This window comes from bacterium, from assembly GCA_016789445.1.
Lineage (GTDB): Bacteria > Patescibacteriota > Minisyncoccia > Phycocordibacterales > UBA2100 > UBA10103.
In genome coordinates this window covers 16,227-36,995 of the sequence record JAEUQT010000001.1, presented here as the reverse complement: position 1 = coordinate 36,995, position 20,769 = coordinate 16,227, and the positions used below count along the sequence as shown (strand labels likewise).

Genomic DNA, 20,769 nt, shown 5'->3' with positions numbered 1-20,769 from the left:
GGGGCCCCGCAACGATGCAGATGAGGCTTATACACACGGCCTAACGTGCGATCGGGGTGTTTTCGCCCAACCCGGACGAGCGGCCGGCTGCAGGTGCCGGAGCCTGAGCATTCTCGCGGCTCATCGAGCCGGTCGCCGGACGACGGCCGCGGCGGACTTCTTCGACGAGCTTGCCCTCCTTGATGAGTTCCTGGCGACTCTGGTGACGCTGGATACGCTTGAGTGCGCGCTTCTTGGAAACGGTCTTGGACATATCGCGCTCGTAGTAACGGCGCTTGCGGACGGTCTGGATGAGGCCCGTACCCTGGACGCGGCGGGAGAACTTTCGGATGACCGAAAGGGCGCTCTCGGCACCGGTCTTCTGTACTTCTGCGTTTATCATGTGCTGGGGATACTACCACGGGGTATAGAGGGGCGCAATAGAGCTAAAACGGGGATATTGACTTTATTTATATTTGTACTATAATTTAATATAGAAACCGAATCAGGGAATAGGAGATCCAGATGGCAACTCTCGGTTTTATTCTCGCTCTTTTCGGGGCAACGCTCTTTCTCACTGCTTCGCAGAAAGTGGTCATGTTCAGCAGGCAACTTAAGCCTGGGACATACGACGAGAGTTGGGGCATGTGGCCGTCGTGGTTCGAGAAAGCGAGGCAGGAAGGCTGGCTGCGTAGGGGGAGGGATCGGAATATTCGTTCCGCTCTCAAGGGTCTCGCTATGCTTGCAATAGGATTAGTGTGCTGGCGCTTTATCGTGCTCGATAAGACTGGCCAGACCGTCCTTGTAGCGATTTCCAGTGTGACCATGTTCCTTGGTTATGTGTTTATAGCCATGGAGGACAGGTACTCAGTAGCATGCCGAACAATGATTACCGCCGGCATGCTCGGATGGGTATCGGTGGTCATCATGCACACCGCGTTGTCCGCCCTGACGATGCATTAGCCTCTTATCTTCAATATAGACACCCGACGAAAACCTCGTCGGGTGTTTTCTATACTCGCACTTTCTGACGACGAAGATAACTCGGGAGGTCCGGAATCAAAATGGCTTCCTGGCTGTTGGTCGCGACTTCGCGGACGAGGACGGTGCCCTCCATCGCTTCCTTGTGGCCCATGATGAGGAGGTGCGAGACCTTCATGCTCTTGGCGCGATCCATCTGTTCCTGCAATCGGTCATACATGAGTGATTGCTCGACGGCGATGCCTTCGCGGCGCAACGCTTCGAGGATGGGGAGCGCGCGGCGGCGCGCTTCGGCGCCGAGGTGGGCGAAGTAGAGCGCGGGCGCTGTCTTGCGTACCGCGGGGACCGCGCTCTTGCCGCGGATCTCGCAGGTGATGGTTGCGACTGCCGCGGTAGCCGGATGGCCCATGAGGCGCGTGGCGAGCGGATCGTACCGACCGCCGCTTGCAAAGACGACACGTGAATTCGTTTCCGGATCCTGGGCGGACACTTCGAACAACGTGTGTGCCCAGAAATCGCGGCTGCCGAGGACTCCCGCATGCAATTCGTACGGGATGTCGGACATCTCGAGGTATTCAAGAAGATCCCAGAAGCGACGACGTTCTTCTTCGGTGAGATATTCGACGCTCTGCGGCGAGCGCGGCATGGCCGGATGACCTTTCTCGAACAATTGGATGAGCGTGCCGAGTGGATCCTGCGCTGCGCGCGGTCGGAGCGCCGGTGCGATGCTATCGATATGCTTGCGGAGGAAGTGGCCCACGTCGCGCACGAAGCGATTCGACGATTCGATGGAGCCGATCGAGTTGATGGAAAGCGCGCGGTTGGCGATGCCTGCTTCATCGGCGACCGCATTCACGACGGTGATGAGAAGCGCTTCGGCGATTGCAGCCGGAGCACCGACGACATGGAGTTCGAAGGTAAGAGACGCAACCGGTCCGCGAGTTCCCGGCTGATTCTTTACGACGCGCCAGTAGAGCGGGATCTCACCCTGCTGACGATTAGCGCTCAAGGAGAGCTTCGCGCTCTGCAGAAGCATCTTCTCGTCCTTACGTGCAATCTGAAGGGTGTCGGTCTTCTGTTGCGGCAGCGAATTCCTACCCTTGGTGAGGCGCGCATCAAGCGACGTGAAGCCGTAATACTCGGCGGTGCGTATCGCACGCTCGACGAGTGCTGCGGTAGATTGGTGTCGTGTGTGTTTGAGTTGGATCATGGGTTATTGCCCCGAATCCTCTGCGCCAGAATCTTGAGAAGGATAGTCCGCGTCCCCCGGCAACACGCCGACGGATGAGACCGGGAAGAGACGGACGAGCACGTGACCGAGGATGTCCTCCTTCGGCAGTACTCCCCAGATGCGGGAATCAGATGAGACGCGGCGGTTGTCTCCCATGACGAAGTATTCATCGGTATCGAGCTTCAATTCCATGCCGGATGGACCGCCGAGATTGCTCGGAGAGAGGTATGGTTCGTCGAGAAGGAAGCCTTCAGGGTTCTCTGCGCTCGAGATACGTACGCCTTCTTCGGAAACGGAGACCGTTTCTCCCGGAAGACCGATCACGCGCTTGATGAGCGTGCGCGGTGCCTGCAATTCGCGGTTCTTGAGACGTTCTATAAGCGAGCATTCGCCGCTTCCGGGGAGGCAGAAGACGACGACATCGCCGCGCTGCGGATCGCTGAGGCGATACGAGAGGCGGTCGGTGATGAGATAGTCCCAATTATCAAAGGTGGGTTCCATCGAAGCGCCCGAAACGACATACGGCGCTGCGATAAAGAAGCGGATGAAGAGCGCGAGGCCGAGAGCGATCATCACGTAGGTCGCAAATGCTCCTGGTGATGATTCGTTCTTGCTTCGGATCTCCGGTGATGTGTTTCCCTGCATCACTGGATCATTCATGCGCGCAAGTATACTTCATTGAATGCATTGACACAAAGCGAATCGAGTGTCGCGTGTGGATTTTTTTGCTTTTTTGAATTTTTTTCGCGCGATGTGCAAAAAGTTTTCTCACTTCTTCTTCTTTCATGTACGATATGCGCATGACATGGGTCGTTATCGGCTTAGGAAACCCCGACGAAGAGTACGCGCGTACGCGGCATAACGCCGGACGCATGATGGTGCAGAAATTCGCCGAGAAACACGGCTTCTCCGAGTGGAAAGAGGAGTCACGTGCGAGATCATTCATCGCGCGCGGCATGATCGGTAAGAGTATCGCGGTCGCGGTCCTGCCGAATACCTATATGAATAAGAGCGGACTCGCCGCTCTGCACTATATAAAGAGCGTGAAAGCCGCCGAGAAGCTCGTTGTCGTCTATGACGATCTCGATCTACCGCTCGGAACGATAAAAATCTCCTTCGATCGCGGTTCCGGAGGACATAAAGGGATCGATTCGATCGCTGCTGCCGTGAAGACGAAGCGATTCGTACGAATACGTCTCGGAATCTCAAAGGAGAACAAGGATGGCGTCGCGAAGAAGCCGCAGGGAGAGGCTGAAGTGGAGAAATTCATCCTCGGCGAGTTCAAGGCGGATGAAATGCAGGCGCTGAAGAGCGTTTTCAAGAAAGCAGGGGAGGCGTTGGAGCTGATCGTCAGCGACGGACGCGAGATCGCGATGAATAAGTTCAACTAATCTTCGGGATATTTTCCGCTTGCCTCCCTCGGGTCGCTATCTGCGCCTGCTGGCGCAGCGCTCAGTCTCGGCCCCGTCGGGCCTGCGAAAACCCTCGGAATGCAAACGAAAAATATCCCGATGCGGTTATGCACATGCGCACCTCTTCATCTGCGCTTCAGCGGTAGTGCGGGAGTATAGTACGCATACCTATTTATCCGGACCGCACGAGCGGGGGATCGTGCGTAACTGAAAACGTTATGGGGAATAACGGGCACGTACTGCGGTCAGGTCAGATTATCAGTGTTCTCCTTCTTATCGCTTCGTTCGCATTCATGCTGCCGGGTGCAGCGGATGCGGCATCGCTCACTGATCAGGTGAAGAAGCGATTGTGCGATCGTCAGGATCGTCTTGCGGGCCGTCTTGCCCGCGCGCTTATCAATCCATCGCTCTGCGAGGATGCGCCGAATCCGACACCGAAACCGACACTTACCTTTACGGCGAACCCTGCTGAAATAGGCGAGGGAGAGAGCTCGACGCTCTCGTGGAGTACGACGAATGCGACCAGCTGTACCGCATCGGGCGGATGGAGTGGTGGCAAGAATACGTCGGGCTCTCAGAGTGTTTCGCCGGACGAAGATACGACATATACGCTCAACTGCTCAGGCGCAGGAGGAAGCGTATCTAAGTCGGTAACGGTTTCCGTTGATGAGGAAGAACCGCTTCCGACACCGACTCTCGATTTCGATGCGAATCCGACGAACGTAACCGCGGGTGGTACTTCCACGCTGAGCTGGGATTCAACGAATGCGACGGCGTGTGTTGCATCGAATGGTTGGAGCGGTACGAAATCGCTTGATGGTTCCCAGGTCGTGACGGTGAATGCGACAACGACGTACACGCTTGCATGCGGTAATGGCGTCAGCACGTCGACCGAGAGTGTGACGGTGAATGTCGTCGCGCAACCGAGCGTGAGCGTGGATATCAGTGCTGATCCGACGACCATCACCGAAGGCGGTTCCTCGGAACTTACGTGGAACTCGGAGAATGCGACGAGCTGCACGGCGTCGAATGGATGGAGCGGCTCGAAGGACCTTGATGGCACGGCGGATGTCTCGCCGACGGTAACGACAACCTATGCGATCGAATGCACCGGACCCGGTGGAACGGCACAGGATTCGGTGACGGTTACCGTGAACGAAGCGCAGGACGCTCCGGATGTTTCCATCAGCGCGAACCCGACCAGTGTGACGCCGGGTGCAGGTAGCGCGACTTCCACTCTTACATGGACGACGACTGATGCGGATCAATGTCTTGCAACCGGAGGTTGGAGTGGCGCAAAGGCATTAAATGGAAATCAGATCGTCGAACCGAACGCGACAACTACGTACTCACTTGAGTGCAGCAATGAAGCGGGCACATCGACGGACAGTGTGACGGTGAATTTCGTGCCGGAAGCTGAGCCGGAGCCAAGTCTTGATCACATCATTATTAGTGAAGTGTATGACCAGCCTGATGTATCACATGGAGCAGATACGGCTAACGAATGGATCGAGCTGTATAATCCGACGAATTCAATAGTCGATCTCTCTAATTGGACGATTAAGGATGCAACGACGAATTTCGATCGTATCCCAGCAGGAACGACGATTGCTGCAGGCGGATTCATTCTTCTAACGAACGCATCGACAACCTTCAGTAGTTTCTGGAATATTCCTGGCGGTACGCAGGTTGTTGCCTTCGAGAGTGCGCTCGGTAGCGGCCTTAACAATTCCAGCGAATCGCTCTTCTTGCGGGATGCAGCGACAACTACGGTCGACTCCCTCTCATGGGGAGCAAATACCGATGGGTTCGTTTCAGGCAATGGAGCGGTAGATGTATTGCCGGGACATTCGCTCGTGCGTTCAAATCTTACTGTTGATACAGGAACGGCAGCTGATTGGATCGACGACGAAACTCCTTCTCCTGGAGTGGCAAATTAAGAAAGGTAAGGCAAAAAATCCCGCCGAGAGGCGGGATTTTTCGTTAGGCGCGCTGGACCTTGGCGAGGATGTGGCGAAGGCGGGGAAGCGCATGGGTACGGAATGCCTTGGTGACTTCGAGGGTCTTCCATCCGTTGCGCTCTGCGAGATATTCGTAGGCGACTACCTGGATGGCGTGCATGGCGAGGCCCATGGCGATGCCGAGAAAGAGTTCCTCAGCGACGATCCATGCATACGCAGCAGCAAGGAGGCTCACGAAGGTGAGTGCCGTCTCGCGGTCGGATGCGTTCAGGAATTCCTGCGCGAATTCTTTCATAGTCTTCATACCTGGATTGACGTAAACGTATCTAAAGCCTTTCACGTGGAGCACGTTTGAGGAGGATTCTCTTTAACATGCGTTTACACATATGTCAAATGCGCCCCTCTCTGGGGCGCATTTGAATTGCCGGTTGGGATTACTGATGTCACGCATAAATCGCTACTGCGATTTTGCGCGACCCCGCCTCGGCGCCAAGCGCCTCCGGCCTTGCGAAGCTCAACTATTATCGCTTCTCACCAGCAAACGAAAGCGTCATACGGCGTTCCTTCGGCTCGAAGAGCTTGATGACGAACGGGTAGACCTTGCCGAGCTCGAGCGATGCGCGGAGATCGTTCTCATCCTTGAACTCGCTGATGTGAACGAGACCTGCGACACCTTCCTCGATGGATGCGAGCGCGCCGTGCTTGTTGTACTTGATGACCACGGCTTCCACCTTCTGGTCCTTCTTGTACTTCGCGGCAGCTGCCTTCCATGGATCGTCCTTGAGAGCCTTGATCGAGAGGGAGACCTTGTCGTCCTTGATCTCGATGACCTTCACCTTCACGCTCTCTCCTACCTTGTAGCGGCTCTTCGGGTTCTCGACGAGCGCCCAGTCCATCTCAGAGATGTGGACGAGGCCTTCGAGACCTTCCTCGAGCTTCACGAAGACGCCGAATTCCGTAGCGCCGGTGACAACGCCTTCGACTGCATCGCCGACATGGTACTTCTCGACGAGCGATGAGCGCTCAGACGAGCCTGCACCCTTCTCGGAGAAGATGAGCTTCTGCTCCTTCGGATTCGCGGTGATGACGAGGAGTTCGAGATTGGTGCCGACGAGCTTCTTCAGTTCGCCGAAGATCTTCTCCTTGTCGCCATCCGGAACGCGCGGATAGTGTGCCGGTGCGAGTTGCGATGCCGGGAGGAAGCCCTGGATGCCCTGCCAGTTGATGATGAGGCCGCCCTTGTTGGCGTCGGTGACCGGAAGCTGGAAGACGGTCTTCTTCTGCATCGCCTGCTCCGCCTCGCCCCAGATGAGCGCCTGGCGAGCCTCGCGGAGCGAGAGCTCGATGTAGCCTTCCTTCTTCTCGATGCCGACGACCTTCGCGGTGATGGTATCGCCGACGTTGGTGTTCTTAAGAGCCTCGCGAGCTGAGAGGTATTCGCGGCCGTAGATGATACCCGTACCGAACGGGTGGAGGTCGACGAAGACGCGTGCGCGGCCGATCGCGATGACCGGACCTTCGACGACATCGTCGTTCATCGGACGCTTCGGTGTCGATTCGAGGAACTCTGCCATCGGCCCCGTCGGGACCTGCACCGCTTCCTCTTTTTCGCTGTCGAGGACTTCGACCTCGGCAGCCTTAGTAGCTGTAGCCATTGTGTATATACGTCCGGGTTCTCCCTCCTTTGCTTCCGTACCTTTGAGAGGAGGCGAGGATTAGCCCTTCCGCAGAACTTATAAGGCGTGCCGGCACTATATATATGAACGGGCGGGGTGTCAAAAGGGGTGGGGATATAGAGAAAAGAGACCTGATCGTGGGGATCAGGTCTCTGGGGGTGTTCAACTTACTTGGGTGGTTCCATTACGGCCTCATGGTCCTGAGTGAGAGTCATTTCGACACGAACCGGCTTTACCGAGTCGCTAACGGAATGGTGGTCTCATTCGTGGTCCTCCAAGTAGGGGGCAGCTGAACCTCAGTGGCTCAGTGCTCACGAGAAGATAGCAATCGACGCTTCGGGCGTCAAGGATAGGCGTGTGCATATACTATTGGTATACTTCCGCCATGATTCTCACGTACCATGACGGGTTTTGTGTGCGCGCGAGCGCGGGGGATACGACCGTAGTCTTCGGGCCGATTTCCAAGCAGTCTAAGAATTTCAAACCGACCAATTTCGGCGCCGACGTCGCCTTCATCTCGCTCAACCATCCGGATATGAATGGCGCCGAGGAGGCAGGTCGCGGTGAGAAGCAGCCGTTCGTCATCCAAGGGCCGGGCGAATACGAGATCAAGGATATCACTGCGTTCGGTTTTCCTTCTGAATCCGAATACGGCAAAGAGCACCGTATCAACACGCTTTACTCGGTGACCTTCGATGGGCTTTCGGTCTTCTATGCCGGAGCGGTGAGTACGCCGACCCTTCCGAAAGATGTCGAAGAGATGGACTCGCCGGATATCCTTATCGTCCCGATCGGCGGCGAAGGCGCGCTTACTCCTGCCGAAGCGCAGAAGCTCGCGGTATCTCTGGAAGCGAAGATCGTCATCCCGGTCGGCTACGATGCAGCAGCTCTGAAGGTATTCCTCAAGGAAGCGGGCGCTGAAGGCGTGGTGCCGGAAGAGAAGCTTACGCTGAAGAAGAAGGATGTCGCCGGAAAGGAAGGCGAGGTGGTGGTGTTGAAAGCGTAGTGCTTCTGATGCGATACAATAGGTATCGATGGTAGTCCAGCAGAAATTCAACGACCTCAAAGATGCATCGCACGACGACAAGAAAACCGTCGCGACGAGCATCGCGGTCTTTGTCGTCATCATCCTCATGATTGCGTGGGGCTTTCTCTTTCTGAAGAAAGTACAGCGCACGGATCTCAAGACGCTTGAGAACGGCGCCGTGCCGACGGATCAGTTCGATATGAACCTCATCCGGCCGAATGAGCGTAATCAGGCACAGTACGATCCGACCGACGACATCCGCAATCTCCGCAACAACACTTCGCAGGACGATGTCAGTGCGTCAGGCGGAGGGAGTGTCGCGCCGGGGACCACTGATGACTTCGGGAATTCAGGCGGTTTCTAGATAGCTGAAAGACCTCTTTTTTGATATAATCCAGTGAATATGGCGCGTGCGAAAAAGGCTGAAGAAGCTCCTCAAAACGACGGGAATTCGGTAGATACCGCGGTGCGCATCGTGCCGCGCTCGATCACGACCGAGATGCGCGAGTCGTACCTCGACTACGCGATGTCGGTCATCACCGCCCGCGCGCTTCCGGATGTGCGTGACGGCTTCAAGCCGGTGCACCGCCGCATCCTCTTCTCGATGAACGAGAACGGCCTTACGGCGAGCGCGAAGACGAAGAAGTCCGCGACCATCGTGGGAGATGTGCTCGGTAAGTACCACCCGCACGGCGATGCGTCCGTGTACGACGCGATGGTGAAATTGGCGCAGGATTTCTCGATGCGCTATCCGATGATCATCGGCCAAGGAAACTTCGGTTCGATCGATGGCGATGGCGCCGCAGCATACCGCTATACCGAAGCGAAGATGTCGCGTCTCGCGGGCGAGATGATGCGTGATATCGACAAGGATACCGTCGATTTCCGTCCGAACTACGACAACACGAAGATGGAACCGGTGGTCCTTCCGGCGGCGGTCCCGAACCTCCTCCTCAACGGTACGCTCGGTATCGCCGTGGGTATGGCATCGAACATCCCGCCGCACAACCTCCGCGAAGTAACCGCAGCGACGGTGCACCTCATCGATGCTCCGGATGCCACGACGGAGGATCTCCTGCAGTTCGTACAGGGTCCGGATTTCCCGACGGGATGCATCGCGTTCAACCAGACCGATATCAAGCATGCGTACTCGAGCGGCCGCGGCGGGGTCGTGGTGCGCGGCGAGGCGGAGATCACGGAGAACAAGAAGGGCGACTACCAGATCATCGTCACCTCCATCCCGTACCGCGTGAACAAGTCCGACCTCCTCACGAGGATCGCGGATCTCGTGCACGAGAAGAAACTCGAAGGCATCAAGGACATCCGCGACGAATCGGCGAAGGATATCCGCATCGCGATCGATCTCAAGAACAACGCGAATCCGCAGACGGTGCTGAATTTCCTCTACAAGCACACGCAGCTCGAGGAGACCTTCCACTACAACGTCGTCGCGCTCGTCGACGGCGTGCCGCAGACGCTTTCCCTTAAGGTCGTCTTGGAGCAGTTCATCCTCCACCGCAAGGAGGTCGTCACGCGCCGCACGAAATACGACTTGGGTGTCGCGAAGGCGCGTGAGCACATCCTCCTCGGCCTTTCGAAGGCGCTCGATCATATCGACGAGATCATCCAGCTCATCAAGAAGTCGAAGGACACCGATGATGCCCGCAAGGGGCTCATGACGAAGTTCAAGTTCTCCGAGATCCAGGCGAACGCGATCCTCGACATGCGCCTCCAGAAGCTCTCCGGCCTCGAGCGCAAGAAGATCGAAGACGAATTGAATGCCGTACAGGCGACCATCGCGTACCTCGAATCGCTCCTCAAGAGCGAGAAGAAGATGATGGACCTCATCAAGAAGGAATTGACGGAGATCGCGGAGAAATACGGTGACGATCGTCGTACGAAGATCGTGAAGCGTGCCGCGAAACTCTTGAATCCGGAGGATCTCGTCGCTGATGAGGATTTCGCACTCGTCTTGACACAAGGCGGCTACATCAAGCGCACGAATCCGGCCGAGTATCGTCGCCAGAAGCGCGGCGGTGTGGGTGTCATCGATCTCGATACCAAGGAAGAGGATTTCGTGACGCACCTCCTTACGGCGAGTGCGCACTCGGATCTCCTTTTCTTCTCCGACAAGGGTAAGGCGTACCAGATCAAGATGTACGAATTGCCGGAAGGTAAGCGCGCGACGAAGGGTAAGTCCATCATGAATTTCATCTCGCTCGAACAGGATGAGAAGATCACTTCGATCCTGCCGATGCCGAAGGAAACCAAGGCGATGGAAGGCCTCATGCTGGTGATGGCGACCAAGAACGGTACGGTGAAAAAGACGTCCGCCGAGAGTTTCAAGGAGGTGCGCCGCTCGGGCCTCATCGCGATCGGACTCGACAAGGGCGATGCGCTTATTTCCGCACGATTTGCGCGCAAGGGGGATACGGTCTTCCTCGTGACCGCGAAGGGCCAATCGATCCGCTTCGCGGAGAGCGATGTGCGCGAGATGGGTCGCCAGGCCGGCGGAGTCCGCGGTATCAAGATCCCATCTTCCGATGAGGTCATCGGCGCAGACGTCGTCGAGAAGGGGTCCAACAAGGAACTCCTCGTCCTCTCATCGCTCGGTTTCGGCAAGAAGACGCCGCTCAAGGAATACAAAGTACAGGGACGTGGCGGCTCCGGCATCAAGACGTCTGCCGTTACGGCAAAGACGGGACCAGTGATCGCGGGTCTTATCGTCGACGAACACGGGGAACTCATCGCGATGTCGCAGAAGAGTCAGGTCATCCGTACCGACCTCACGGAGATCCGCTCGAGCGGTCGCCAGACGCAGGGTGTGCGCGTGATGCGATTGCGCGACGGCGACAAGATCGCTGCCTGCGTCATTCTTGAAGGGAAGGCCGAGTAATCAACAGGTTGACACTCCCCTGAAGGGGCGTATAACCAGAACAGGGTTAGGGTTGCATCAAGAAAAGGAGGCCGGTAATGGCGGATTTTTTCAGGAGCGCAACGATCGTCCTTATGGGCGTGACTGTCATCGGAGCCGGTGTTTTCGTCGTCATCTACGGGTGACGAAAATTCCGTTTCTATCCAAACCGCGACGCAGTGCGTCGCGGTTTTAGTTTTACACCTACGTGATCCGGTGCGCGCAGAAAAGCATATATACTGATTCCAATGTACCCTCACCAGGGAGGTTCTACGCATGAGAAGCGTCGTTTCGCGCATCCCGCGCGCACGGTGAGCGCGTTCGGTATCGAGCCGGGCATGAAGGTTGCCGACTTCGGCGCCGGTTCCGGCGCGTATGTGAATCTCATCGCCAAGGAGCTTCTCGGAAGCGGTACGGTCTATGCGATCGATATCCAGAAGGATCTCCTGCGACGCATCAAGAATGATGCCGTGAAGCATGGCCACACAAATGTCGATGTCATCTGGGGGGATGTCGAGGAAGACGGCGGTTCGAAACTCGGCAGCGTGTTGGATATCGTCCTTGTCTCGAATCTCCTGTTCCAGGTACGCGACAAGACGGGCGTCCTTATCGAGGCGGAGCGAACGCTGAAGCATGGGGGAAGAGTCATCATCATCGATTGGTCGGAATCGTTCCGCGGCATGGGACCGACGGAAGATCATGTGGTCACCAAAGAGCAGGCATACGAGCATGCACGAAAGGCAGGACTCACCTTCGTGCGTGAATTCAATGCCGGCGCGCATCATTACGGGCTTATCTTCCGGAAAACTTCCCAATAACACGCTCGCGCGTAGTACCATATCCGTATGAAGCCCGGCATGTCGACATTCCAGATGGTGCTCCTCGCGGTATTCGGCACCTTCGCGGTGGCGAGCGTGCTCATCTTCTCGTTCTTCATCGGTACGAATTCGAGTTCGTCGACAGGGCCGGTCGTGGTGTGGGGAACGTTCGATGAGAGCGCATTCTCGACGGTCATCCGTCAGATGGTTGAAACCGAAAGCCGTTTGCGACAAGTGAGCTACGTGCAGAAAGATCCGACGACGTTCCGCGCCGAGCTCGCGAATGCGCTCGCATCCGGTACGGGGCCTGATCTGTTCATCCTCCGCCAAGACGAAACCATCACCGAAGGGGCGAAGATCTTCCCGATACCGTACGAACAGCTTCCGCGCGATACCTTCCGCAACCTCTGGGCTGAAGCGGCGGATCCGTTCTTGGGCGCTGAAGGATCCCTCGGTATCCCGTTTGCCGTGGACCCGTTCGTCCTCTATTGGAATCGCGACATGCTCTCGACCGCAGGCATCGCGAAGCCGCCGGTGTATTGGGATGAGGTGTACGACCTCACGCGTACCGCGACGCGTAAGAGCGATGCGGGTTCGATCACCAAGAGCGCGATCGCGTTCGGTGAATACGCCAACGTGAACCACGCGAAAGCGATCCTCAGCATGCTCATCATGCAGGCAGGAGGCAGGATCACCGGAAGGGATAGCGCGGGTACGCTCATGCCATCTCTCACGGCGCGCGTGAATGAGACTTCGCAGCCGGGGGACAGTGCGCTGCGCTTCTTTACGCAGTTCTCGAATCCATCCAGTCCGGATTACAGCTGGAATCGTTCCATGCCGGAAGCGCGCACTGCGTTTGCGCAGGGGGATCTGGCGATCTATCTCGGACCGGCGAGCGAAGAGCCGCTCATCCGCCGCCTTAATCCGAATCTCAACTTCGCGATCGCGACGAGCGTGCCGCAGGTGAAAGGTGCCGAGCGTACCGTGGATGCGGGGTACGCGTATGCGTTCGCGATCCCACGTGCATCGCAGAATCCTCAGGGCGCGCTCACGGCAGCGTACATCCTTGCGGGGCCGGAAGGATCCAAGCTCCTCTCGCTCGCATTCGGTCTGGCATCGGCGCGTCGCGACGTGCTTGCCGAGCCGGCGCAGGGGAACGATGCGGTCTTCAATAAGATGGCGCTCCTGGTGCGTACCTGGGAAGACCCGAATCCCCAAGAGACAGAACGCATCTTCAAGGATATGATTGAAAGCGTCACCTCGGGTGCGGCGCGTACGCTAGAAGCGGTGCAGCGTGCCGAACAGGCGATGAGGACGCTGACCACGCAATAGATATGACGCATCGATATCTCGCACGCCTGACGACACTCGCCATCCTCCTGTGGGCGGCGGCATTGCCGGTTTTCGCGCAGGGCGTGCAAGGCGGTCTCGAGAATCCGCTCAAGTTCTCATCCGTCGAGAAATTCGTGGAAGGATTTTTGCGCGCTATCGTCATCATCGCCCTTCCTTTGATCACCGTCTTTATCGTCTACGCCGGCTTCAAGTTCATCGCGGCGCGCGGAAATCCGGAAGGACTCAACGACGCGAAGCGCAATATCACCTACGTCATCATGGGCGCGATCCTCATCCTCAGCGCGTGGGTCCTTGCGACGATGATCGGCGGTACGATCCGCCAGCTCCTCGGCTGATATGCGCCTTGCTCTCCTTGTCGCGATACTCGCACTACCGGCGGTGGCCGCAGCCGCACCGCGTACGTTCTCCGAGCTCGCGGAGACCGTCGTGCAGTTCCTCAATGCCGGCATCGGTACGGCGATCATCCTCGGTCTCGTCGTCTACTTCTATGGCGTCGCGACCGGACTTGTCTCCTTAAGCAAGGGCGGCTCTGAAGAATTAAGCCGCCGCATCGTGTGGGGACTCATCGCGCTCTTCGTCATGGTTTCCGTGTGGGGGATCGTCGGTCTCGTACGTAATTCGCTCTTCGGCGGTGGCGGTGGCGGCGGGGATTTCGGCGGCGGAGGTCCGCAGGAATTCGATTGTATCGCGGCGGAATGTCTCAATTGATGTATGTGGCGTCGCATCCTACCGTTTCTGCTCGTGCCACTCCCGCTCGCGGCACAAGAGGCCGTATCACAATCAGTCACGGTTGAGTTCGGTCTCTATGCGGCAATCGGATTCTTCGGTGCGGTCGCGCTCGGTGTCTTTTTCACGGGGTTCATCATGTACATCACGCGTCTCGGCACCGAGCGCCGCGAAGACGGCATCAAGATCATGGAAAAAGGGATGACGATCCTCATGGTCGTCGTCTTCGCGACCGCGGCTTTGTACTGGCTGGAGAAGTAGATATCCACACGGGGTTGATTGCTCCGCCCCGAGGGCGCGGTACGATTGATGCACTTAGACGGGTTAACCTTTTAGCGATTCAGTATGCGTACCAGACTATCAGTAGTTTCAGCACTCTCGGCAGGATCGCTCTTTCTCCCGATGCTCGCATCGGCGCAGACGCTTCTCAACACGCTCGCGATGGTCTCGCAGTTCCTCAACTCGCTGGTCTATCTTTTCATCACGCTCGCGATCGTGGTCTTCTTCTACGGTCTCATCAAGTACCTTCTCAACGACGGTGCTGAAGGCAAGACCGAAGGTCTCAAGGTCATGATGATGGGTGTCATCACGATCTTCGTCATGGTCTCCATCTGGGGCATCATCCGTCTCCTCCAGTCGACCTTCCGCGTTACTTCGACCGATCCGGTCATCCCGAAGACGATCCAGATCGATACGCGCATGATGCAGTAGCATCAGCGTAAGCGTGTATGCAAGCCGGCGAAGAGATCCTACAGCGGATCATCACGAACGTGATCGATCCTGGTCTTCGCGTCATATTCACCCTCGGCCTCTTCCTCTTCATCTGGGGAATCGTCGAGTTTTTGTGGGGCGTGAAAAACGGAGAAGCCTCACAGAAGGGGAAGGACCATATGGTGTACGGCCTCCTCGGCATGCTCATCATGGTTTCCGTCTACGGCATCATCGCGCTCATCGTGAACTCCTTCGGCTTGGATGTCGCATCCACCGATGTGAGCCGTGTGCAGAACTCCCTGCCGGCGAGTCCGTTCTAACCTATTTTCGTTTCTAATAACAAAACCGGAGCACGCTCCGGTTTTGGTTTTATGTGGGCAGGAGAGGACTCGAACCTCCATGCCTTGCGGCGCCGCGTCCTAAGCGCGGTACGTCTACCAATTTCGCCACCTGCCCGACAGGGGGACTATAGCACGAGAGTCTGGGGACTTGCAATTCAAAATATATATGATATAATTATAATCCCATCAGAAAGGCTGATGGATGTTCTTGGAGGTATACATGGGCCGACACGAATCCCGTCGTGGAAAAGACGAAGTCTCGTTCCGCGGTGATGATAAGCCGAAAATCGAGGATTTCACTATCGCCCAACGCATCAAGCTCGCCAGCGACGTCGTCGCTGCCATCAAGGAGACTCAAGACAAGTTTCTTGCGATGGGACTGACGAAGCCGGCAGCGGGCGTGAAGGCGTTCGAGCTATTCGAGATCGTCCAGGTTGATTATCGCGACTTCGAAGATTACGACGAAGATCGGGACGATCGCGGCGGCCACTAATCATCTCCCTATCTACTAACCAGGACCTTTCGGTCCTGGTTTCTTTGTTATAGAGCTGACAATTTGATGAGACATGGTATATTATCGGCAATCCGCCTATAGCTCAGCTGGTAGAGCATCCGACTCTTAATCGGCAGGTCGTAGGTTCGATCCCTACTGGGCGGACAAAAGACACAACAACCTCCCCTGTGGGAGGTTTTGTGCTTTTGTCCGAGGCGGAGCGATGTTTTGCGAGCACGCAAAACCGCGAGCCAGGCTCGGGGAAATTTTCGAGCGACGGCGAGAACATTATCTTTGAGGACTCGTCCGAGCCGCAGCGATGTTCCGGCAGCTGCCGGAGCGGCGAGTCGGGGTCGCGGAATTTATTGCACCGTCGGGCAAGAAATATCCGTGAAGATAAGGAATGATATTATCAAGCTAATTAGTGCTAGATATGACAGTCGATCGAGACACATTCTCACGAATACTGAGAAATGTCGCGCAGCGCGACACATCTGCAGATCCGAAACATTGGACAGAACACAATCCATTGTGGGGACATTGTGCAGTTGCTTCTGTTTTAGCGCAGGAATACTTGGGTGGTAAGTTGATGTGCGGTTCACTGGCACATATATCTAAATATGCGCATTTGCGCTCACATTACTGGAACGCTCTCGCAGACGGAACGCAGATTGATTTTACAAAGGACCAATATTCAGACCTCACGTTTCAACAACTTGAAGGAGAAGAGAGAGACAGTGGGCGTGTTCTTTCGCAACCCGATACGATTCGTAGATATCGACTCCTGAAAGAGCGATTCAAGAATCTTGTGTAAACAATTTTCGCTGCCGGGAGAAGGACTCGGCAAAGAGCTCGTTTTGATTCCGTTTGGCTCGGTCACGAATAAAGTCTGCACCGTCGTGCAGACTTTTTCGCGACCCCGGCTCGCGGTTTCGTCTGCTGACGAAACATCGCTCCGCCTTTCGAGTCCCACCCGAACAGTGCGTCGGCACTGTTCTCCCCGACACAGCTTCGCTCTGCTCAATCTGTGCCGGGGGTGGGACTCGAACCCACAAACCTTTCGGTGAACGATTTTAAGTCGTCTGCGTAAACCATTCCGCCACCCCGGCGTACGAGATTTATATCACGGACTAGGCCGCCTTCTCGCGCTTTGCCTTCTCTGCCTCGTACACGCGGTTGCGTAATTCAGTCGTCGAGAAGTTATGGCCGCGGGTGTTGTAGTAGACCTCAAGAGGGAGGTCGCGACCGGTGTACGGTTTGTCCTTGTATTCGACACCGAGGATGCGGATATTGATGCCGAGTTTGTTCTCCTTGAGGATATTGTAGAGATCCGCCTCGGTCTCGTAGGTGACGACCTCGTCGATGTACTTGATGCCCTTGAGGATGATCATGCGCTCCTCGACCGACATGATCGGCTTGTTCTTGGTGTCCGGTCGGTCGAGTGTCGGGTCGGTATGGAGGCCGACGATGAGGTAATCGCACTGGGATTTTGCCTCCTCAAACATGAGGAAATGACCTGCATGGCAGAGGTCGAATGCGCCCGCGGTGAAGCCTTTTTTCATAGGATAGGGGAATCCTGCAATGAGGATGAGGATTAGTCAATTGTATGGTTGGGGAGGCGGTGGAGTTGGTCACGGATAATTTTCTGCTGAAAATTTCCGCGACCCCGCCTCGACGCCGAGCGTCTCCGGCCTTGCGACGGGGCCCCAACCCCGTCTCACCCATCCAGTAGCGGTTTTGCAAAAACGGAGGCCACGGCGGGACTCGAACCCGCGCAGTAAGAGTTTTGCAGACTCCCGTGTTACCCCTTCACCACGTGGCCTTTAGAAAACAGTTTTATCTACGACTCACGCGGTAAGACAAAGGAGAAGATTGTGCAGACTCGTACCCCTTCACCACGTGGCCGTTGCGCTAATATAGCACGCGGTCTTTAGCGCGTCAGTTCGTCGATTCGCTGACGATTCGCTTCGCCGAAATCGATCGCGAAATCGACCGTCGGGACGTTGCGCAGCACCGTCTTCGACTTCAGGAAATCATGGAAATCGGTGCGCAGACGCTTCAGGCTCACCAGCATTTCCTCTTCGTGCGATTTCGGGAGGACGGATACGAAGATGGTGACGTTCTTCAGATCCGGTGCGATATCTGCATGGGTGACGGTAACGAGCGAGCCGCCTGCCTTGATGCTGCGTGCGAGGAATTCGCCCGCGCGGTGCGCGATCTCTTCGGCGACCTTATTCTGACGGCGTGATTCGTTCATCATACGGTTTTGGTACGGAAGCTTTCTAACACGTCTCCTTGGGCGAGATCAAACTCCGCCTCGATCTCGGCACCGAATTCACTGCCGGTCTCGATGCGTTCCGCGCTCTGGCGGTGCGACTGGAGGCTATCAACCCAGCCGATGCCGATCTCCTCGCCCTTGCGGGTGACGCGTACGCTCGTGCGCTTCTCGAAGCGGCCCTCGAAGACGGTGCCGCCGAGGGTCTGCTTGCCCTTGCCGCTCGAGAAGAGCTTGAGGATGCGTGCTTTACCGATCGATTCCTCGACCTGGCGCTTCGGGGCGCTTTCCTTGAGGATCTCGGTGAGGCTCTCAGCGAGTTTGTAGATGATGTCGTAGGTTTCGATGCGGACGTTGTGCTGGCGCGCACTCTCGCGTGCCGTCGCATCTACCGGTACATCAAAACCGACGATGACGGCGGGAGTCGCGGCGCTTGCGATCGCCGCCTTCACATCTGCTTCGGAAACCGCGCCGATACCGGTCTGTACGATGCGGATGCCGGTGAATTCGTCGCCGATCTTCGCGAGTTCATGCTGGATGCCTTCAAGCGAGCCCGTGACGTCGGCGCGGATGATGACGGGGAGGAAGAACTTCGAGGATTCTTCTTCGGCGAGGACGTTTGCAGCGCGGACGACTTCCGGCTTATCAGCTTCCGCTTCGCCTTTCTTCTTGTACGTGACGAATTCGGAACCGACTTCCGGAAGTTCGTCGAAACCGTAGAGCGTGACCGGAGAGGAGAACGTCGCTTCCTTGATCGCTTTCCCGTTGTGGTCGGTCATGATGCGGACCGGAACGACCGCGCGGCCAGCGCGCACCGCCTGACCGCTCGAGAGCGTGCCTTCGGTGATGATGAGTGTTGCCGCGATGCCGCGCTTCTCATCGCGATGCGCTTCGACGACGTAGCCTTTTGCAAGAACATCCGGATCTGCTTTGAATTCAGAGAGTTCGGCGACGAGAAGGATGAGATCAAGGAGTTCATCGACGCCCTGACCGCTCTTTGCGGAGATTGCTGTCCATGGGATATCCCCGCCGAGCTTCTCGAGATAGACGTGATTCTCCAAAAGCGATGCCTGTGTGCGGCTCATATCCGCGTTCGGCTTGTCGATCTTGTTGATAGCGACAACGAACGGCGTGTTCGATGCCTTGATGCTCTCCAGTGCTTCGAGGGTCTGTGCCTTCACGCCGTCATCCGCCGCGACGACGAGGATGGCGATGTCGGCGATCTTCGCACCGCGTGCGCGGATAGCCTGGAATGCCGCATGGCCCGGCGTATCGATAAAGGTGATCTTCTTGAGCTTGCCCTCACGCTCGTGGACGACCTCGTAGGCAGCGACGTGCTGGGTGATGCCGCCTGCTTCCTTGGCGACGGTGTTGGCCTTGCGGATGTAGTCGAGCAGCGTCGACTTACCGTGATCGACGTGACCGAGAACGGCTACGATTGGCGGACGTTCGGTTGTGGTAGAAGCGGAGGACATAGGTGGGGGTGGGAGTCATAAATGACCGCGCAATCATACAACGAAACGAACCGTCCGGCCAGTCCGGCGGTTCGTTTTGAGAACCCTCGGTTCTCAACGGACGGCAGCGCTTCGCTCGCCGCCCTGCTCTCCGACACGGGGAACCGATGGCGGTTCCCCGACCCCCTCCGCCCGTGCGCTGCTGCGCACGTTATCGAGGGGTCGTGCTAGGATGCCGGAATGTGGTTCTCGCGACCGAAACGCATCTATTTAGACTACGCGAGCGCGACGCCGGTGCGCGCTGAGGCACGCAAAGCGGTGGAGAAGCTCTGGGACACCTTCGGGAATCCGGGCGGCATCCATGCTGATGGTGTCGCGGCGGACAAGGCGCTCGAAGCGGCGCGCGATAAGGTGGCACTCGAACTGGCCTGCAAGGCGCGCGAGGTGATCTTCACCTCCGGCGGCACGGAGGGGAACAATATCGCGATCCTCGGCGTCGCGCGGAACCTTTTGAAGCGTCAGGATGATTTTTCGAAAACACACTGGGTAGTGAGTTCGATCGAGCATCCATCGGTTCTGGAATGCTTTGGGGAAATCGAGCGCTTGGGCGGCCAGGTGACGCACGTTGATCCGGATGAGCGCGGTACCATCACCGCTGATGCGGTGCTTGCGGCGGTAAAGAAGAATACGGTCCTCGTCTCCATCGGCTGGGCGAACAGCGAGATCGGCACCGTGCAGCCGATCCGTGAGATCGCACGCGCGTTGGTGGAAAAGCATCCGAAAACCCTCATGCATACCGATGCAGGACAGGCGCCACTCTATCTTGCGCCGCACGTGCACACGCTCGGCGTGGATCTGATGACACTCGATTCCGGAAAAGTGTACGGACCGCGCGGTGTGGGAGCACTCTATATATCGAACCGCGTGGATGCATCGTCAGTGTACCTTGGTGGCGGCCAAGAGAGAGGGCTTCGGCCGGGGACGGAGAATGTCGGGCTCATTGCCGGCTTTGCGGAAGCATTCGCGCTCGCGGGCATTGAACGAAAAGCCGAAGCACAGCGTCTGCAGATACTGCGCGACACGTTCGTGAAAAAGCTCGTTGCGCGTATTCCCGATGTGGTGGTGAACGGCGATATCAAACGCGCGCTGCCGAACATGCTCAACATCTCCTTGCCGGATATCCAGAGCGAATACGTGACGCTGCAATTGGATGCGAAGGGGATTTCCATTTCGACGAAGAGCGCGTGTCGCGAAGGGGGGAATCGTCGCTCGCATGTGGTGGAAGCGCTCGGCGGGCCATCATGGCGCGCGGAAAACACGCTGCGATTCTCGCTCGGAAACGCGACGTCGACAAAAGAATTGGAGAGAGTTCTCGATGAATTGGTGCGTTGCATCGCGAAATCCGAAACGTGATACT

The 20,769-nt window shown here is 56.9% G+C and carries 24 protein-coding genes and 4 tRNA genes; 17 read left to right on the top strand and 11 right to left on the bottom strand.

Translation table 11 applies throughout. From position 1 onward, the window contains the following. Positions 1-40: 40 nt before the first annotated feature. Positions 41-382 carry a 30S ribosomal protein S21 gene (locus tag JNK62_00240; protein ID MBL8157958.1) on the bottom strand — a complete coding sequence of 114 codons (342 nt, stop codon included), beginning with the start codon at positions 380-382 and terminating at the stop codon, positions 41-43. 122 nt (positions 383-504) lie between these two features. Between JNK62_00240 and JNK62_00235 the strand changes: the two genes are divergently transcribed. Then, entirely contained in the window at positions 505-942 is a 438-nt protein-coding gene (locus JNK62_00235; protein MBL8157957.1) for a hypothetical protein, read from the top strand. A gap of 49 nt (positions 943-991) precedes the next feature. Here the strand turns inward: JNK62_00235 and JNK62_00230 are convergent, their stop codons facing one another. Both JNK62_00230 and lepB read right to left on the bottom strand, forming a co-directional pair. Beyond that, the gene (locus tag JNK62_00230; GenBank protein MBL8157956.1) at positions 992-2,170 is read right to left on the bottom strand and encodes a hypothetical protein; all 1,179 of its coding nucleotides are present in this window, start codon (positions 2,168-2,170) and stop codon (positions 992-994) included. A 3-nt stretch (positions 2,171-2,173) separates the two neighbouring features. After that, positions 2,174-2,851, bottom strand: a complete 678-nt coding sequence (gene lepB / locus JNK62_00225) for a signal peptidase I (GenBank protein MBL8157955.1) — start codon at positions 2,849-2,851, stop codon at positions 2,174-2,176. 140 nt (positions 2,852-2,991) lie between these two features. On the opposite strand from lepB, the gene JNK62_00220 reads away from it, so the two are divergent. Then, positions 2,992-3,582 (top strand): aminoacyl-tRNA hydrolase, encoded by a 591-nt coding sequence (locus tag JNK62_00220; protein ID MBL8157954.1) that lies wholly within the window; start codon positions 2,992-2,994, stop codon positions 3,580-3,582. 239 nt (positions 3,583-3,821) lie between these two features. Beyond that, complete coding sequence (locus tag JNK62_00215; GenBank protein ID MBL8157953.1) at positions 3,822-5,543, top strand: lamin tail domain-containing protein; 1,722 nt, start codon at positions 3,822-3,824, stop codon at positions 5,541-5,543. A gap of 43 nt (positions 5,544-5,586) precedes the next feature. Here JNK62_00215 and JNK62_00210 read toward each other — a convergent pair whose 3' ends face one another. Then, positions 5,587-5,868 carry a hypothetical protein gene (locus JNK62_00210; GenBank protein MBL8157952.1) on the bottom strand — a complete coding sequence of 94 codons (282 nt, stop codon included), beginning with the start codon at positions 5,866-5,868 and terminating at the stop codon, positions 5,587-5,589. 217 nt (positions 5,869-6,085) lie between these two features. Beyond that, a complete protein-coding gene (locus tag JNK62_00205; GenBank protein MBL8157951.1) occupies positions 6,086-7,219 on the bottom strand; it encodes a S1 RNA-binding domain-containing protein in 1,134 nt (377 codons plus the stop codon). Between the two features lie 406 nt (positions 7,220-7,625). On the opposite strand from JNK62_00205, the gene JNK62_00200 reads away from it, so the two are divergent. The 10 genes from JNK62_00200 (at position 7,626) to JNK62_00155 (ending at position 15,109) form a co-directional block, all read left to right on the top strand. Beyond that, complete coding sequence (locus JNK62_00200) at positions 7,626-8,246, top strand: MBL fold metallo-hydrolase (GenBank protein ID MBL8157950.1); 621 nt, start codon at positions 7,626-7,628, stop codon at positions 8,244-8,246. A 28-nt stretch (positions 8,247-8,274) separates the two neighbouring features. Next, a complete protein-coding gene (locus tag JNK62_00195) occupies positions 8,275-8,631 on the top strand; it encodes a hypothetical protein (GenBank protein MBL8157949.1) in 357 nt (118 codons plus the stop codon). 39 nt (positions 8,632-8,670) lie between these two features. Then, positions 8,671-11,163, top strand: coding sequence for a DNA gyrase subunit A (gyrA, locus tag JNK62_00190; protein MBL8157948.1), 2,493 nt, complete (start codon positions 8,671-8,673; stop codon positions 11,161-11,163). Between the two features lie 266 nt (positions 11,164-11,429). After that, positions 11,430-11,999, top strand: coding sequence for a class I SAM-dependent methyltransferase (locus JNK62_00185; GenBank protein ID MBL8157947.1), 570 nt, complete (start codon positions 11,430-11,432; stop codon positions 11,997-11,999). A 27-nt stretch (positions 12,000-12,026) separates the two neighbouring features. Beyond that, positions 12,027-13,331 (top strand): extracellular solute-binding protein, encoded by a 1,305-nt coding sequence (locus tag JNK62_00180; GenBank protein ID MBL8157946.1) that lies wholly within the window; start codon positions 12,027-12,029, stop codon positions 13,329-13,331. A gap of 2 nt (positions 13,332-13,333) precedes the next feature. After that, positions 13,334-13,687 carry a TrbC/VirB2 family protein gene (locus JNK62_00175; protein MBL8157945.1) on the top strand — a complete coding sequence of 118 codons (354 nt, stop codon included), beginning with the start codon at positions 13,334-13,336 and terminating at the stop codon, positions 13,685-13,687. A 1-nt stretch (position 13,688) separates the two neighbouring features. Next, the gene (locus JNK62_00170) at positions 13,689-14,060 is read left to right on the top strand and encodes a hypothetical protein (GenBank protein MBL8157944.1); all 372 of its coding nucleotides are present in this window, start codon (positions 13,689-13,691) and stop codon (positions 14,058-14,060) included. A gap of 3 nt (positions 14,061-14,063) precedes the next feature. Then, positions 14,064-14,339, top strand: coding sequence for a hypothetical protein (locus tag JNK62_00165; protein ID MBL8157943.1), 276 nt, complete (start codon positions 14,064-14,066; stop codon positions 14,337-14,339). Between the two features lie 84 nt (positions 14,340-14,423). Continuing rightward, positions 14,424-14,789 carry a hypothetical protein gene (locus JNK62_00160; protein ID MBL8157942.1) on the top strand — a complete coding sequence of 122 codons (366 nt, stop codon included), beginning with the start codon at positions 14,424-14,426 and terminating at the stop codon, positions 14,787-14,789. A 17-nt stretch (positions 14,790-14,806) separates the two neighbouring features. Further along, complete coding sequence (locus JNK62_00155; protein ID MBL8157941.1) at positions 14,807-15,109, top strand: hypothetical protein; 303 nt, start codon at positions 14,807-14,809, stop codon at positions 15,107-15,109. 54 nt (positions 15,110-15,163) lie between these two features. Here JNK62_00155 and JNK62_00150 read toward each other — a convergent pair. Then, positions 15,164-15,245 (bottom strand) — tRNA-Leu (locus JNK62_00150). Between the two features lie 87 nt (positions 15,246-15,332). Here JNK62_00150 and JNK62_00145 point away from each other — a divergent pair. The 3 genes from JNK62_00145 to JNK62_00135 all read left to right on the top strand — a co-directional run bounded on the left by JNK62_00145 (position 15,333) and on the right by JNK62_00135 (position 16,437). Beyond that, positions 15,333-15,623, top strand: coding sequence for a hypothetical protein (locus tag JNK62_00145; protein MBL8157940.1), 291 nt, complete (start codon positions 15,333-15,335; stop codon positions 15,621-15,623). Between the two features lie 92 nt (positions 15,624-15,715). Further along, positions 15,716-15,788, top strand: a tRNA-Lys gene (locus JNK62_00140). Between the two features lie 268 nt (positions 15,789-16,056). Then, complete coding sequence (locus JNK62_00135) at positions 16,057-16,437, top strand: hypothetical protein (protein ID MBL8157939.1); 381 nt, start codon at positions 16,057-16,059, stop codon at positions 16,435-16,437. A gap of 214 nt (positions 16,438-16,651) precedes the next feature. Here the strand turns inward: JNK62_00135 and JNK62_00130 are convergent. The 5 genes from JNK62_00130 to infB all read right to left on the bottom strand — a co-directional run bounded on the left by JNK62_00130 (position 16,652) and on the right by infB (position 19,373). After that, a tRNA-Leu gene (locus tag JNK62_00130) sits at positions 16,652-16,732 on the bottom strand. Positions 16,733-16,753: 21 nt separating this feature from the next. Then, on the bottom strand, positions 16,754-17,185 hold the full coding sequence (locus JNK62_00125) for an adenylyltransferase/cytidyltransferase family protein (GenBank protein ID MBL8157938.1): 432 nt from the start codon (positions 17,183-17,185) through the stop codon (positions 16,754-16,756). A gap of 187 nt (positions 17,186-17,372) precedes the next feature. Beyond that, positions 17,373-17,445, bottom strand: a tRNA-Cys gene (locus JNK62_00120). 108 nt (positions 17,446-17,553) lie between these two features. Then, positions 17,554-17,883: a ribosome-binding factor A gene (locus JNK62_00115; GenBank protein ID MBL8157937.1), complete on the bottom strand. Its 330-nt coding sequence runs from the start codon at positions 17,881-17,883 to the stop codon at positions 17,554-17,556. Further along, positions 17,880-19,373, bottom strand: coding sequence for a translation initiation factor IF-2 (gene infB / locus JNK62_00110; GenBank protein MBL8157936.1), 1,494 nt, complete (start codon positions 19,371-19,373; stop codon positions 17,880-17,882). The genes JNK62_00115 and infB overlap by 4 nt, the downstream gene beginning before the upstream one ends. 219 nt (positions 19,374-19,592) lie before the next feature. On the opposite strand from infB, the gene JNK62_00105 reads away from it, so the two are divergent. After that, a complete protein-coding gene (locus JNK62_00105) occupies positions 19,593-20,765 on the top strand; it encodes a cysteine desulfurase (GenBank protein MBL8157935.1) in 1,173 nt (390 codons plus the stop codon). Positions 20,766-20,769 lie beyond the last annotated feature (4 nt).

Coding starts and splice junctions, on each gene's coding strand:
- JNK62_00240 (MBL8157958.1), bottom strand. CDS start 382: ATGATAAACGCAGAAGTACAGAAGACCGGTGCCGAGAGCGCCCTTTCG.
- JNK62_00235 (MBL8157957.1), top strand. CDS start 505: ATGGCAACTCTCGGTTTTATTCTCGCTCTTTTCGGGGCAACGCTCTTT.
- JNK62_00230 (MBL8157956.1), bottom strand. CDS start 2,170: ATGATCCAACTCAAACACACACGACACCAATCTACCGCAGCACTCGTC.
- lepB (MBL8157955.1), bottom strand. CDS start 2,851: ATGAATGATCCAGTGATGCAGGGAAACACATCACCGGAGATCCGAAGC.
- JNK62_00220 (MBL8157954.1), top strand. CDS start 2,992: ATGACATGGGTCGTTATCGGCTTAGGAAACCCCGACGAAGAGTACGCG.
- JNK62_00215 (MBL8157953.1), top strand. CDS start 3,822: ATGGGGAATAACGGGCACGTACTGCGGTCAGGTCAGATTATCAGTGTT.
- JNK62_00210 (MBL8157952.1), bottom strand. CDS start 5,868: ATGAAGACTATGAAAGAATTCGCGCAGGAATTCCTGAACGCATCCGAC.
- JNK62_00205 (MBL8157951.1), bottom strand. CDS start 7,219: ATGGCTACAGCTACTAAGGCTGCCGAGGTCGAAGTCCTCGACAGCGAA.
- JNK62_00200 (MBL8157950.1), top strand. CDS start 7,626: ATGATTCTCACGTACCATGACGGGTTTTGTGTGCGCGCGAGCGCGGGG.
- JNK62_00195 (MBL8157949.1), top strand. CDS start 8,275: ATGGTAGTCCAGCAGAAATTCAACGACCTCAAAGATGCATCGCACGAC.
- gyrA (MBL8157948.1), top strand. CDS start 8,671: ATGGCGCGTGCGAAAAAGGCTGAAGAAGCTCCTCAAAACGACGGGAAT.
- JNK62_00185 (MBL8157947.1), top strand. CDS start 11,430: ATGTACCCTCACCAGGGAGGTTCTACGCATGAGAAGCGTCGTTTCGCG.
- JNK62_00180 (MBL8157946.1), top strand. CDS start 12,027: ATGAAGCCCGGCATGTCGACATTCCAGATGGTGCTCCTCGCGGTATTC.
- JNK62_00175 (MBL8157945.1), top strand. CDS start 13,334: ATGACGCATCGATATCTCGCACGCCTGACGACACTCGCCATCCTCCTG.
- JNK62_00170 (MBL8157944.1), top strand. CDS start 13,689: ATGCGCCTTGCTCTCCTTGTCGCGATACTCGCACTACCGGCGGTGGCC.
- JNK62_00165 (MBL8157943.1), top strand. CDS start 14,064: ATGTGGCGTCGCATCCTACCGTTTCTGCTCGTGCCACTCCCGCTCGCG.
- JNK62_00160 (MBL8157942.1), top strand. CDS start 14,424: ATGCGTACCAGACTATCAGTAGTTTCAGCACTCTCGGCAGGATCGCTC.
- JNK62_00155 (MBL8157941.1), top strand. CDS start 14,807: ATGCAAGCCGGCGAAGAGATCCTACAGCGGATCATCACGAACGTGATC.
- JNK62_00145 (MBL8157940.1), top strand. CDS start 15,333: ATGTTCTTGGAGGTATACATGGGCCGACACGAATCCCGTCGTGGAAAA.
- JNK62_00135 (MBL8157939.1), top strand. CDS start 16,057: ATGACAGTCGATCGAGACACATTCTCACGAATACTGAGAAATGTCGCG.
- JNK62_00125 (MBL8157938.1), bottom strand. CDS start 17,185: ATGAAAAAAGGCTTCACCGCGGGCGCATTCGACCTCTGCCATGCAGGT.
- JNK62_00115 (MBL8157937.1), bottom strand. CDS start 17,883: ATGATGAACGAATCACGCCGTCAGAATAAGGTCGCCGAAGAGATCGCG.
- infB (MBL8157936.1), bottom strand. CDS start 19,373: ATGTCCTCCGCTTCTACCACAACCGAACGTCCGCCAATCGTAGCCGTT.
- JNK62_00105 (MBL8157935.1), top strand. CDS start 19,593: ATGTGGTTCTCGCGACCGAAACGCATCTATTTAGACTACGCGAGCGCG.